The 13,310-nt window shown below is 65.1% G+C and carries 14 protein-coding genes; all 14 read left to right on the forward strand.

Annotated features, from left to right (window positions below; genetic code table 11):
* Positions 1-29 precede the first annotated feature (29 nt).
* The 14 genes from CH262_RS21490 (at position 30) to CH262_RS21555 (ending at position 13,295) form a co-directional block, all read left to right on the forward strand.
* Positions 30-1,163, forward strand: coding sequence for an acyl-CoA dehydrogenase family protein (locus CH262_RS21490; protein WP_032386463.1), 1,134 nt, complete (start codon positions 30-32; stop codon positions 1,161-1,163).
* A 102-nt stretch (positions 1,164-1,265) separates the two neighbouring features.
* On the forward strand, positions 1,266-2,054 hold the full coding sequence (locus CH262_RS21495; protein ID WP_032366859.1) for an enoyl-CoA hydratase/isomerase family protein: 789 nt from the start codon (positions 1,266-1,268) through the stop codon (positions 2,052-2,054).
* Positions 2,055-2,102: 48 nt separating this feature from the next.
* Entirely contained in the window at positions 2,103-2,492 is a 390-nt protein-coding gene (locus CH262_RS21500; protein ID WP_032386462.1) for a Zn-ribbon domain-containing OB-fold protein, read from the forward strand.
* Positions 2,489-3,640: a thiolase family protein gene (locus tag CH262_RS21505; protein ID WP_032386461.1), complete on the forward strand. Its 1,152-nt coding sequence runs from the start codon at positions 2,489-2,491 to the stop codon at positions 3,638-3,640. The genes CH262_RS21500 and CH262_RS21505 overlap by 4 nt, the downstream gene beginning before the upstream one ends.
* 25 nt (positions 3,641-3,665) lie before the next feature.
* Positions 3,666-4,874 carry an acyl-CoA dehydrogenase family protein gene (locus CH262_RS21510; RefSeq protein WP_230073728.1) on the forward strand — a complete coding sequence of 403 codons (1,209 nt, stop codon included), beginning with the start codon at positions 3,666-3,668 and terminating at the stop codon, positions 4,872-4,874.
* The gene (locus CH262_RS21515; RefSeq protein WP_094662072.1) at positions 4,871-5,830 is read left to right on the forward strand and encodes a phosphotransferase family protein; all 960 of its coding nucleotides are present in this window, start codon (positions 4,871-4,873) and stop codon (positions 5,828-5,830) included. Before CH262_RS21510 ends, CH262_RS21515 begins: the two co-directional genes overlap by 4 nt.
* Before the next feature lie 30 nt (positions 5,831-5,860).
* On the forward strand, positions 5,861-7,063 hold the full coding sequence (locus CH262_RS21520; RefSeq protein ID WP_032386459.1) for an acyl-CoA dehydrogenase family protein: 1,203 nt from the start codon (positions 5,861-5,863) through the stop codon (positions 7,061-7,063).
* Entirely contained in the window at positions 7,060-7,818 is a 759-nt protein-coding gene (locus CH262_RS21525; RefSeq protein ID WP_094718392.1) for an SDR family NAD(P)-dependent oxidoreductase, read from the forward strand. The genes CH262_RS21520 and CH262_RS21525 overlap by 4 nt, the downstream gene beginning before the upstream one ends.
* Positions 7,819-7,861: 43 nt before the next feature.
* Entirely contained in the window at positions 7,862-8,620 is a 759-nt protein-coding gene (locus tag CH262_RS21530; RefSeq protein ID WP_032386457.1) for an SDR family NAD(P)-dependent oxidoreductase, read from the forward strand.
* The gene (locus tag CH262_RS21535; RefSeq protein WP_032386766.1) at positions 8,620-9,696 is read left to right on the forward strand and encodes an alcohol dehydrogenase catalytic domain-containing protein; all 1,077 of its coding nucleotides are present in this window, start codon (positions 8,620-8,622) and stop codon (positions 9,694-9,696) included. The genes CH262_RS21530 and CH262_RS21535 overlap by 1 nt, the downstream gene beginning before the upstream one ends.
* Positions 9,693-11,210 carry a class I adenylate-forming enzyme family protein gene (locus tag CH262_RS21540; protein ID WP_094718393.1) on the forward strand — a complete coding sequence of 506 codons (1,518 nt, stop codon included), beginning with the start codon at positions 9,693-9,695 and terminating at the stop codon, positions 11,208-11,210. The genes CH262_RS21535 and CH262_RS21540 overlap by 4 nt, the downstream gene beginning before the upstream one ends.
* A 42-nt stretch (positions 11,211-11,252) precedes the next feature.
* Entirely contained in the window at positions 11,253-11,876 is a 624-nt protein-coding gene (locus CH262_RS21545) for a TetR/AcrR family transcriptional regulator (protein ID WP_032366851.1), read from the forward strand.
* 70 nt (positions 11,877-11,946) lie between these two features.
* On the forward strand, positions 11,947-12,282 hold the full coding sequence (locus CH262_RS21550; protein WP_032386456.1) for an EthD family reductase: 336 nt from the start codon (positions 11,947-11,949) through the stop codon (positions 12,280-12,282).
* Positions 12,279-13,295 carry an MBL fold metallo-hydrolase gene (locus tag CH262_RS21555; RefSeq protein WP_032386455.1) on the forward strand — a complete coding sequence of 339 codons (1,017 nt, stop codon included), beginning with the start codon at positions 12,279-12,281 and terminating at the stop codon, positions 13,293-13,295. Before CH262_RS21550 ends, CH262_RS21555 begins: the two co-directional genes overlap by 4 nt.
* Positions 13,296-13,310: the final 15 nt, after the last annotated feature.

The raw sequence follows: 13,310 nt of genomic DNA on the forward strand, positions 1-13,310 counted from the left end.
AGAACTGAATTCAACTCGAGTGGAGCGACATGTCATCATCTCACCGCGACGCACAAGCCCCCTGGCCTCGTTCGGAGCCGTCGGCGCTGACGCCCGGCAGCGAACAGGCCGAGATACGCGAGGCCATCCGCGGAGTCCTCGCCAAGTACTCCACGATCGAGCAGGTGCGCGCGTCTGCGGACTCTGACCCTGGCTACTCGGTCGAACTGTGGAAACGCCTGGTCGACGACATGTCGGTGACCGCCATGGCTGTGCCGGAGGAGCTGGGTGGGCTCGGCTACGGCATGGTCGAGCTCGGCATCATCGTCGAAGAATGCGGTCGCGCTCTGGCGGTCGAACCCGTCTATCAGCATGCGGCCGTCGGCGTTCGCGCCATGATGGAGGCGGGCAACTCGGACCTGCTCGAGGAAGTCCTCGGCGGCACCACGGTTGCGGCCGTGAGCGCATTGTCCGCCGAGTCCGACGACGTCGATGCAGACCGGACCGACGACGGGTGGGTTCTGAGCGGACAGGTGCGGTTCGTCGTCGGAGGTGGAGCAGCCGATCTTGTGGTCGTCAGTGCCCGCGGCCCGGACGGCATCGCACTCTTCGGAGTGTCCGCTAGCAATTTTTCCGCACTGCATGATCGACGCGTCGTCGACTCCACCAGGCGACAAGCGGACATCTCGTTCGATCGTGCCCCCGCGACGCTGTTGGTGTCGGTGGACGGAGCCGGCAACGCGATCGCGCGGATACAGGACGTGGCAACGCTGGCTCTCGCGTGCGAGAACACCGGTATCGCCGATGCCCTGCTGCAGATGACTCTCGAGCACGTCAAGACGCGTCATCAGTTCGGCCGTCCCATCGGTTCGTTCCAGGCGATCAAACACCGGTTGGCCGACATGCTGGTCGAACTCGAGCGGGCCAGATCGGCCGCCCGGTATGCCGCAGCGGTGCACGACGAGGATCCCGAGGAGGCCCGGCTGGCGATTGCCGTCGCGGGTGCGGTGTGCAGCGATGCCGCGGTACACGCGGCCCACGAGGCCGTGCAGCTGCACGGGGGAGTGGGTTTCACGTGGGAGCACTCGGCGCACAGCTACTTCCGTCGAGTTCTCGGAAACGAAGCGCTGCAGGGTGATTCGCGCGCGCACCGGGCGCGGATCGCCGATTTGCTTGCCGTGTAGACCGATTGCCGCGGTCGCCGGGGATCGGCTATTGACGCCACCGCCTCGATGATCAATACTGAAGTGAATCCAGTTCAACTTGCACTCTCGAAAGGCTGTCTCATGATCGACACCGACCACATTCTGTTGGAGAAGGACGGCGACGTCGCTCGCGTCTGGCTCAACCGCCCGCACAAGAAGAACGCTGTCACGGTGGAGCTGCTGCATCGTCTGGACGAGATCATCGTCGAGGTGGACAACGATCCGAACCTCAAGGTTCTCGTGCTCCGCGGAGTCAACAACACCTTCTGCTCGGGCTTCGACCTCGACGAATTGCTGTCGGACTTCATCGGCACCACCACTGCCATGGACGTCGCCGTCCTGTCGGCGAAGGTGTGCGATCGTCTGTACTCCATGAACACTCCCTCCGTTGCGGTGCTCGAGGGTTACGTCACCGCCGGTGGCTTCGAACTGATGATTTCTTGCGACTTCGCTATCGCGGCCGACGACGCAAGAATTGGCGACTTTCACATCCGCCGTGCATTGTTCGGTGGTGCCGGCCCCATCTACCGCCTGCCCCGCATGATCGGCATCCGGAAGACCAAGGAACTGATGCTCACCGGCAAGCTGCTCTCGGGCACCGAGGCCGTCGACTTCGACCTGATCAATGCGTCCGCGCCGGCCGAGGACCTCGACAAGACCGTCGACGAGTTCATCGGGAACCTCACGGACAAGAGCCCGTTCATGATGAAGCTGACCAAGATGTGCATCGACCGCGGTCTGGATGCAGACATCCAGTCGCTCATGGTCATGGAGCATCTCGCAGTCGGCAATGCGCTCCAGTCCGAGGACGGCAAGGAGGGCGTCACCGCATTCCTCGAGAAGCGTGAGCCCAAGTGGGTCGGGCGCTGATCCGCACCACGTCCGCGTTCTGACCGAACAGCCCGAAAGGCAGCATCAATGGAGCAGGCAACGGCCGTCGCACTCGAGGGCAGCAGGTGCACTGTGTGCAGTACCGTGGCTTTCCCCGCGAGTGCGATGTGCAGCAGGTGCGCCACACCCACTGCGGAGAACATTACGTTGAGTACGCGAGGCACCCTGTGGGCCTACACAATTCAGCGTTTCTCGCCCAAGTCTCCTCCCTACGTGCCACCGGTCGGCGGGTTCGTTCCCTTCGCAGTCGGCTACGTGGAACTGCCCGAGGGCATCAAGATCGAAGCGATCATCGACTGTGAGAGCTTCGACGAACTGGATGGGGCACCGGTGCGTCTGACGTCCACCGCGCCGGTGCCCCGATTCGCTGTCGACGCGCTCGGCACGCAACCGGAATCGACAGGAATCACGCAGTGACACAGAATGTTTCGATCATCGGTGCCGGTCTCTCCAAGTTCGGCCGCCAGCCAGGAGTGTCCGGCCGCCAGATGGCCGTCACCGCGATCGGCAACGCGTTGCGCGATGCCGGTCTGGCCTGGCCGGACGTTCAGGTCGCGTTCGGTGGCAGTGACGGCTCGGGCCTGGCCGATACTCTCGTTGCCGAACTGGGTTTCACCGGAATTCCGTTCACCAACGTCAAGAACGGTTGCGCAACAGGCGGAAGCGCGTTGTTCTCGGCCGTCAACGCCGTGCGCTCGGGCTCCGCGGACGTCGCGCTCGCAGTCGGATTCGACAAACATCCGCGTGGCGCGTTCGACCCACGACCGGCGGAGTGGGGACTACCCGACGGCTACGGCGAGGCCGGTCTGATGGTGACCACCCAGTTCTTCGGTGCCAAGATCTCTCGCTACATGCGTCAGCACGACATCTCGAGTCGGACGCTGGCCCTGGTCGCCGAAAAGGCCTACCGTAACGGAGTTCTCAACCCCAACGCCTGGCGTCGCGAGGCCATGGATGCCACGACGATCGCCGAAGCCGACATGGTCAACGATCCACTCACGCGGTACATGTTCTGTTCACCCGGTGAGGGAGCAGCCGCGATCGTCGTCGCCGGCGAGGACTACGTCGCGCGAGCTACCGGTTGGCCGATCAAGATTGCCGCCATCACCCACCGGACCCGCCGATTCGGGTCCTTCGAGGTCTTCAGCCCCTCCGTTCAGGGCGGCGGCGAACCCACCAGTGTCAGCGCCGACGCCGCACGTGCGGCCTTCGAGCAGGCCGGCATCGCTCCGGGTGACGTCGACGTCGCGCAGCTGCAGGACACCGAGAGCGGTGCCGAAATCATGCACATGGCCGAATGCGGTTTCTGTGAGCCCGGTGAGCAAGAAGCCATGATCGCGGCCGGAGAAACCGACATCGGCGGGCGCCTGCCGATCAACACCGACGGCGGTTGCATCGCGAACGGAGAACCCATCGGAGCCTCCGGTCTGCGCCAGGTGCACGAGATCGTCACTCAGCTACGTGGCGAAGCCGGCGAACGCCAAGTGCCGGGCGATCCGCGTGTCGGCTTCACCCACGTGTACGGCGCGCCGGGCATCAGTGCCTGCACCGTGCTGACGGTCTGACCCGAGACGAACCAGAGGTAATGCAGTGACACAACGAACGATTCCGGACATCGCCGAGTTCGGCGAGCAGGCGACCGCGTGGCTGACAACCGTGGCCGCGCCGCGCACCGACTCCGTGTGGGGCGACGGGCCGGATACGGTCGCTGTCTTCGAGAATTGGACCGCAGAGGAAGAGCAGGCGCACACCGACGAGATCGCCGCGTACGAGCAGGCGAAGTTCGACGCGGGGTGGGGCGCGTTGAATTCCCCGGTCGAGTACGGTGGCCGCGACCTACCGCTGTCGTACGTACTCGCCTTCCGGCGAGTCGAGGACACGTTCGACGTCCCCAAGAGGACCGAGATGTTCTCTGTCACTCAACAGTTGGTTGCGCCCACCATTGCGCAGTGGGGAACCGAGGAGCAGCGGACCAGGTTCGTTCGTGCCATGCTTCGGGCCGACGTCATCGCATGTCAGTTGTTCTCCGAGACCGAGGCGGGTTCCGACTTGGCCGCGGTCCGGACGCGCGCAACCCAGGCCGAGGACGGCTCGTGGACGATCGACGGGCACAAGGTGTGGACGTCGGGGGCGCGGGTCGCACACTACGGAGTCGCTTTGTGCCGCACCGACTCCACCGTCGCCAAGCACGCCGGTCTGACCATGTTCCTGATCCCGATGGACGCGCCGGGGGTCGACGTACGTCCCATTCGCCAGATGACGGGGGGCAGCTCCTTCAACGAGGTGTACCTCGACGGGGTGCACCTGAGCGACGACCTTCGGCTGGGCCCGGTCGGGAAGGGTTGGCAGGTTGCCCTGACAGTGCTTGCGGCCGAACGCCTCGACGGCGGAAATCTCGGCCTGGCGAACGCGGATCGTGCTGTGGCCCTTGCCCAGAACCTCGGCCGCGAGCTGACCGAGATCGAGCGCGACGCCGTAGCCGATCTGGTGACGCGTAGTTTCGTGCAGCGAATCGGCAACATGAGAGTGGCCGGTGCCGTCATCGCGGGCAACGATCCAGGTCCGGAAGCGTCACTGGGAAAGCTGCTGGCCACCGACACGATGGCCAGGACCTCCGAAGTCGCGCGCTTGCTGCTCGGGCGTGAACTGACGTCCGACTCGGGAGGGTGGGGCACGTTCGCGTGGTCCGAGCATCTACTCGGAGCCCCGGGCTATCGAATTGCCGGTGGTACCGACGAGATTCAGCACAACATCATCGCCGAGCGCGTGCTCGGTCTGCCGAGAGAGCCACGACCATGACCGAATCCTCCCTGCGCACACGCGTGTCCGCCGCGCTGGACGCCGAGCTCGGCGTCACCGTGAGCACATTCGAACCGCTCCTCGGTGGCCATTCCGGATTGACCTATCGGGTGGGAACCTCCGGCGGCGACTTCGTCGTCAAGGCGGTCCCCGAAGGGCAGCGCTCGGTCGGGCGGCACGACATGCTCCGGCAGGCTTCGATTCTGCGCGCGTTGGCGGATACAGCGGTGCCGGTACCGGCAATAGTGGCGGTCGACGAGCAGGAACCGGCGTGGTTCGCCATGGAGCTCGTCGTCGGCGAGTCGCTCGAACCGGTGCTCGACGACCCCGAGGTGGAACCGAGTATCGCGGCCGCTCGGATGCGGCGCGCGGCGGAGGTATTGCCGTCGTTGCACGCAGTCCCGCTCGAGACCATCCCGAACGCAGGCGACATCCTCTCGCCGGCAGACGAATTGGACCGGTGGTCCAAGACGCTCGCAGCTGTTCCGGTGGAACTCGTGGAGGGTGCCGACGAGTTGGTTCGACTGCTTCGCAGGGACATTCCGGCGGCGATCACACCCACACTCGTCCACGGGGACTACCGGTTGGGAAACATCATCTCCGACGGTCTCGAGCCGGCGGCTCTGATCGACTGGGAGATCTGGAGCGCAGGTGATCCACGCGTCGAACTCGGGTGGTTCCTGGTATTCGCCGACGGCACCAACTTTCCCGGGGTGGGCCGCGACGTTCCCGGTCTGCCCAGTACCGACGAACTGATCTCCTGCTACACCGGGAGCGGTCCGGCGCTGCCGGACATGACATGGTTCGACGCCCTGGGACGGCTCAAGATGGCGGCGATCATGGGCCACAACCTGCGTCGGCACCGCGAGGGGCGCCACATCGACCCGGATCAGGAAAAGCTGCCCGCGACCATCCGCAGGTTGATCGACACCGGCACCGCATTGCTCGCGCGCTGACGCACCATCACTCGACAGGAGCACACGGAAGTGGACTTTTCCTACTCACAGCGGACGGCCGAATTGTCGGCCACGCTCGAGACATTCATGAACGACCACGTCTACCCGGCCGAGAGTGTCTACGACGCTCAGATCGCCGCGAACGATAACCCGCACGAGCAACCGCAGATCATGCGGGATCTGCAGGCACGCGCTCGTGATCTGGGGCTGTGGAACCTGTTCATGACCCACGACGACCTCGGTGCGGGGCTGACCAATCTCGAATATGCGCCGCTCGCCGAGATCGTCGGCCGTTCCATCATCGGGAACGAGGCGATCAACTGCTCGGCACCCGATACCGGCAACATGGAGATTCTGGCCATGTACGGCACGGAGGACCAGAAGGAGAAGTGGCTGAAGCCGTTGTTGGACTGCACCATTCGCTCTGCGTTCGCCATGACCGAACCCGATGTCGCCAGCTCGGACGCCACCAACATCACCTCGACCATCATTCGTGACGGGGACGAGTACGTCGTCAACGGCCGAAAATGGTACACCTCGGGCGTTCTCGATCCCGACTGCAAGCTCATGATCTTCATGGGGAAGTCGGATCCGGACAGTTCCACCTACCGCCGGCAGAGCATGATTCTGGTTCCGGCCGACGCCCCCGGCGTAGAGGTGGTACGCGACCTGCCCATGTTCGGCTTCCAGGATCGTCTGGGCCACGGCGAAGTTCAGTTCACCGACGTGCGCGTGCCCGCCGCCAACATGCTGGGAGAGGAGGGCGACGGATTCGCCATCGCCCAGGGGCGACTCGGGCCCGGCCGCATGCACTACGCCATGCGGGCGATCGGCATGGCCGAGCGTGCTCTGGAGATGATGTGTCGGCGCTCGCTCGTGCGGCAGGCTTTCGGCGGACCATTGTCCGATCAAGGTGTGGTGCGTGAGTGGATTGCCCGCAGCCGCATGGAGATCGACCAGATCCGGTTGTTGGTGCTCAAGTCGGCCTGGTTGATGGATACCGCCGGAAATGCCTCGGCTCGTTCGGAAGTGGCGGCCATCAAGGTGGCTGCGATGGAGGTGGCCCACAAGGTCGTCGACCGAGCGGTGCAGACCTACGGCGCGGCCGGAGTCAGCAACGACACCATTCTCGCTCGGCTCTACGCCATCACCCGAGCTCTGCAGATTGCCGACGGCCCCAACGAGGTCCATCTGCGGACCATCGCCCGACTCGAGGTCAAGAGGTACGCATGAGTACACCGAAATTGGACGGCAAGGTCGCTCTGGTGACGGGAGCGAGCCGTGGGCTCGGTCTGGCGATCGCACGCGGACTGAAGGACGCGGGCGCAACCGTCGTCGTGTCGAGCCGCAAGCTCGAGGCCTGCGAGAGCGCGGTCTCGAGCCTGGGCGATTCGGGCCCGGGCAGCGCGCATCCGTACGCACTGCACGTCGGGCACTGGGACAGCATCGAGCCGGCCGTCGACGACATCATTTCTCGTTTCGGGAGCCTCGACATCGTCGTCAACAACGCCGGGATCGCGCCGCTGGCGGAGAATCTGGTGTCGGTCACCGAGGGACTGTGGGACAAAACGATCGAGGTCAATCTCAAGGGTCCGTTCCGGCTGATGGCTGTGGCCGGGAACCGGATGGCGGCCGCGGGAGGTGGGTCCATCATCAATATTTCGAGCATCGGTGCCGAGCGACCCAGCCCACCCGAGGCGATGTATGCAGCAGCCAAGAACGGGCTCAATGCACTGACCCGCGCGTTCGCCCAGGAGTACGCGCCCACGGTGCGCGTCAACTGTGTGATGCCCGGCGGTTTCGCCACCGACATGTCGGAGAACTGGGACGAGGAGTTCATCGGCAAGATCGTCGACCGGCTCCCGGCCGGGCGGCTGGGGCGGCCCGACGAGCTCGCCGGCTTGATCACCCATCTCGCCTCGGACGACGCCGGGTACACGACGGGCGCGATCATCCCGGTCGACGGCGGCCGTACCGCCGTCTACTGACCGATCACTCCTATTGTCCGACAATCAGTTTGGAAGTGGACACATGACCCAGGACATGTTCTCGCTGACCGGTCGCGTCGCTGTGGTCACCGGTGCCTCGTCGGGGCTCGGCCTCGGTTTCGCCCGGGCTCTCGCCGCGGCAGGTGCCACGGTGTACGCCGCCGCGCGACGGCTCGACCGGCTCGAAGCGTTGTCGGCCGAGATCCCGGCCATCGTGCCCGTGCGGTGCGACGTCACCGACGACAGCGACCGGCGAGCTCTCGTCGATCGATGCTTCGACGAACACGGTCGGCTCGACGTCGTGATCAACAACGCGGGCAAGCCCGGTCCGCCCAACGCCGAGGACGAGACACTGGACGGTTTCCAGTCCATCCTCGACGTCAACCTGATCGCCGGGTTCCATCTGGCCACCTATGCGGTCGGCAAGATGCCGATCGAGGCAACAGCGTCGATCATCAACATCTCCTCGGTGATCGGACTGGTGTCCACAGCACCGATCGGCGGTGCCAGTTACGCGGCGTCGAAGGCAGGCACTCTCGGCCTCACTCGTGAACTGGCCGGTCAGTGGGGTCGACGAGGCATTCGCGTCAACGCCGTGGTGCCGGGGTGGTTCGATACCGAGATGACCGATGGCCTGTTCACCAACGACAAGTCCGCAGGATGGGTGCGGCGGAACACCATGCTCGGACGCGGCGGCGTCGACGGCGAGATCGACGGTGCCGTGGTGTTTCTGGCCTCGGACGCCAGCTCCTACATGACCGGTCAGACCCTGGTGGTCGACGGTGGATGGACTGCTCGCTGATGTTGGCCGTGCAGGTCCTTCAGTGGGGGAGCGCACCGGAGTTCCAGGAGGTGCCGGACCCGGTGCCGACCGGGCACGAATTTCTGATCCAGGTGGACGCAGCCGGACTGTGCGGATCCGATCTGCACGTGATGAACTCGAGCGCAGAGACTTTCGACTACGACCTGCCGCTGACGCTGGGGCACGAAGTGGCCGGAACGGTAGTCTCGGCGGGACCGTCGGCAAACCCTTCCTGGATCGGTCGCGCCGTGGTCGTACACGGAATCTGGAGCTGCGGAACGTGCCCGAACTGTCTGCGGGGCCGAGAGAACTACTGTCGCAGCCTCGCTCGGCGTCCCGACGGCCGGCTGGCCCCCATCGGAAACGGTCTGGGGTACCCGGGCGGCATCGCAGAGCTGATGCTGGTGCCGTCCGAGCGCGTACTGGTCCCGATCGGTGATCTCGATCCTCTTGGAGCCGCGCCTCTGGCGGACGCGGCACTGACCGCGTATCACGCCATTCGCACCAACTCCGCCGTGATCGACGACCGAAGCAACGTGGTCGTGATCGGAGTCGGCGGTCTCGGCCACCTCGCCCTGCAGATCCTGCGCACCATGGGCGTGCCGCACATCATCGCAATCGACTCCAAGGCCGACGCCGCTGCCCTGGCCGAGTCCTCGGGAGCGCACGAATTCTACGAGTCCGTTTCCGCTGCGACGCAACGGCTCACGGCACTGGACGGGGCAGATCTCGTCCTCGACTTCGTCGGCGCGCCGACCACGACCGCTCCGGCGGCCGCCCTGCTGCGGTCCGGGGGTTCTGTCGTGGTGGTAGGCAGCGCCGGCGGCCGACTGACAGTCGGGAAGGATGTCGGTCTGGCCACAGGATGGACGGTGGATGCACCGTTCTGGGGTACGCATGCCGATCTCGAAGCCGTTGTCGCACTAGCGCAGGACGGCCTGCTGCGCGCCGAAATCACCACCTTCCCCTTCACCGAGGCTATCTCTGCATACGACCGGTTGCGAGACGGATCCGTCACCGGCCGTGCAGTTCTCGACATGAGCGCATCACGTACCAGGAAAGAGTCACACCAGTGAAACGGCTTGCCCGCGAGATGGTCATCCGCGCCGAACAGACCCCCGATGCCATCGCAGTCGTCGACGAGGACGGCAGCCACTCGATCCGGACCGTGGTCGAGGCGGCGACATCCCTCGCCGACGTGTTCGGCGGTATCGACCCCAGCCCGCCCACCGTGGTGATTCAGGCCGACAACACCTGGGGCACCGTGGCGGCTGCCCTCGGTGTCGGTCTCGCAGGCGGTGTGGTCGCGGTGGTCAGCCCGCACGCAACGGAGTCGGAGTTCGCGCTGGCCCTCGAGGACATCAGACCGGACGTCGTCGTGGGAACGCCCGAGGCCCTTCGTCATTGGGGTGTGCCCGACGAGCAATTTCCCGTGGACAAGCCCGCCTTCGGCTCGTACCGCGTACGAGCGACGAGTGGTGCGTTCGCCTCTGTCGCGCGATGGAACGGAGGCGATGCGATTGCGATGACCTCGGGTTCGACCGGCCGGCCCAAGTGCGTGGTGCAATCCGAGGACGCGATCAGATATGCGTCTCGATCCACCATCGATGCCGTCGGTCTCCGTCCGGGTGAGGCGATCGGTGCCTTCGTTCCGCTGTCGTCGGTTGCCGCATTCTGCTTCGGAATGTATCTGCCTGCGCTACTGGGAGGTCCGATGGTCGCCATCGGGAAGTGGTCCCCGGAGGTGGCTCTGCGGGCAGCGAAGGAACACCGGATTGCCTGGACGATGCTGGTACCGACCATGGCGCTGCAGCTCTCGGTCGCACCGAACTCCGAAGGCGCACTGGACACGATGCGCGCCATGACGGTCGGCGGCGGACCGATGAACGAGCGCGCGCTCGCCAAGGCCGAACAGTGGTTGCACACCACGTTCCTCCGAGTGTTCGGAATGTCCGAGTGCTTGGGCCACACGACACCTGCTCTCGACGACCCGGTGTCGATCCGCCTCGGACGCGACGGTCGGCCGTTTCCCGGCACCACCGTGCGAGCCGTCGACTCGGACGGCCGTCCGCTCCCCGCGGACGATATCGGTGCCGCCCAGGTCAAGGGCCCGTCGCTGTTCGTCGGGTACGCCCGGGCCGGCACACCGGTCCCGCCCGAGCTGACGCCCGATGGTTTTCTTCCGACCGGTGATCTGGTGGAGGTCGCATCGGACGGCTCGATTCGCGTCATGGGTCGGCAGAAACAGATCATCATTCGCGGTGGACGCAACATCGACATCAACGAGGTCGAGTCGGCGATCGCTTCGCTGCAGTCCGTCGTGCAGGTCTGTGTCGTACCGGTACCGGACGACCTGCTGGGGGAGCGCGCAGCAGCGCTCGTGGTCACCGGTGGTGAGGAGCTCGAACTCGAGGACGTCACCGCGCAGTTGGCCAAGGACGACTTTCCCAAGTCGAAGTGGCCGGAATTCGTCTTCACCGTCGCCGACCTACCGCAGAATCGCGTCGGAAAACTGTCCCGTCCCGACGCGACGGCGCTGGCCAGGCAGCTCGCAGCCGCAACTGACTCGAATTCACATCGAAAAATGTAAACTCCGACCGAGGCTGCATACGTTCTATCAGTAGGGGCAATCATGACCGTAGGAACCGACGTTCGACGCGAGAGCCCGCGGTCCAAGCGAACGCGGATTCTGTCGGCGGCTATCGACCACTTCGGCAAAGTGGGTTACGAGCACACCAAGTGGGCGTCCATCGCCGACGAGGTCGGTATCGGTCAGACTGCGCTTTACCACTACTTCGAGTCCAAAGCGCATTGCCTGTTGACGATCATGCGTATCGAACTCGCGGACTCCGCCGCCCGGTTCGTCGCGGCCACCGAGGGGGTCACGCATGCCGAGGACGCACTGCGTGCGGCGATCGCCGCATCGTTGGCCGCATCGCCTCAGGACGCCTTGGCGCGTCGCATTCTGCACAACCACATGGACCTCTTGGCGACGGAACGTCAGTCCGCGAAGGAAGAGGCCGAACGAGTCGAGTGCCGTGCCCTGGTCCAACGTATCGAGCGGGATTGGACCGCCCTGGTCGGCCGGGGAATCGAGGCGGGGCAGTTCGCCGAGTCGAATCCGACGATGTCCGCCCGGCTGGTACTTGCCTTGGTGGTCAGCGTATGGCGGTGGTACCGCCCCGACGGTCGCCTGACGATCGACGAGATCACCGACGTGGTCACGGACGCGGCCATCCGCGTCGTACGCAAGTAGCGCCCGCGAGCGGGGTCTCACCGGCTCTTCGTGGTCATTGAAACTGAACAGAATTCACTTAGGAGAAAATATGTACAACCTGGTACTCGTCGCCGCCCGCCCGGAAGAGTGGACCCACGAGCAGTTCATCACGTGGTGGCGCGGCGAGCACGCCGACGTCACGTATCCCCTGCCCGGCTTGCTCCGCTGGCAGCACACCGAATTACTCGAAGCATTCGGGAGCAAATCCCAAGGGTGGGACGGCTTGTCGGTGCTCAGCTTCGAGTCGCGCGACGCACTCGAAGCCGCCCTGGCCAGTGACGAGTGGAAGGCCGCCGTCGACCACGTCGGGACCATGGGTGGCCGACGAATGATGTGGTACGGCGACGAGAAGACGATGGTGCCCCTCGCGAGCGACGCGGGATGACGTCGTCGTGGGCCGACCCGGGCTGTTTCGCAGTGGCAGACGGCGTTCATCGCGTTCCTCTGCAGATGCCTCAGGATGGTCTGCGTGCGATCAATGTCTATGTGCTCGAGACCGATACGGGGCTGGTGCTGATCGACGGCGGTTGGCACCGGGCATCCACGCACGACGAGCTCGTCGACGCGTTGCGTCGCATCGGGCGTCGACCGTCGGAGATTCACGACGTGTACGTCACTCACGTCCATCGTGATCACTACACGTTCGCCGTCGAGCTGCGTCGTCGATACGGGACGCGGGTGCATCTCGGTGCCGCCGAGGCACCGGGCATCGAAGCGATCGGTCGATTGCGCAGCAACGTTCCGGTCAGCTCGATTCGTGAACTCGAGCGCGCGGGCGCGTTCGAGATCGCTCGCATCGCAGCGGAGAGCGGGAAGGCCGAACCCTTCGACGCCGCGGACTGGGAGCTACCGGACGCGTGGTTACAACCCGGTCCCCTCGACGTTCCCGGCCATGCGGTAGTCGCTGCACACACTCCCGGACACACAAAGGGCCACATGGTGTTTCACGACACCGACCGGAATCTGTGCTACACCGGAGACCACGTTCTGCCCACGATCACGCCGTCGATCGGGTTCGAGCTCGGCGAGTGGGATCTCCCGCTGGCCAAGTATTTGACGTCTCTGTCGGTGATGCTCGACGAACCCGACCGGACGATGTTGCCGTCGCACGGCCAGCCGGGTGCCGGTGTGCACGAGCGCTGCCGACAGCTGCTCGAACACCACGATCGCCGTCTCGCCGCTACCGAGAGCGTCGTCGAATCTGTTGCTCGCGCAACCGGGTTGGACGTGGCGGCCGGTCTGACGTGGACTCGGCACGATCGATCGTTCGCCACCCTGGACAGCTTCAATCAGATGGTGGCGACCTGCGAGACGCTGGCGCACCTCGATGTTCTGGTCCAGCGCGGCAGACTGTCGGTGCGGACCTCCGACGGGGTGGACTTCTTCACCACCTGCTGAAGCACCCGCCCCGAC

The organism is Rhodococcus sp. 05-2255-1e (assembly GCF_002259025.1).
Taxonomy (GTDB): Bacteria; Actinomycetota; Actinomycetes; order Mycobacteriales; family Mycobacteriaceae; genus Rhodococcoides; species Rhodococcoides fascians.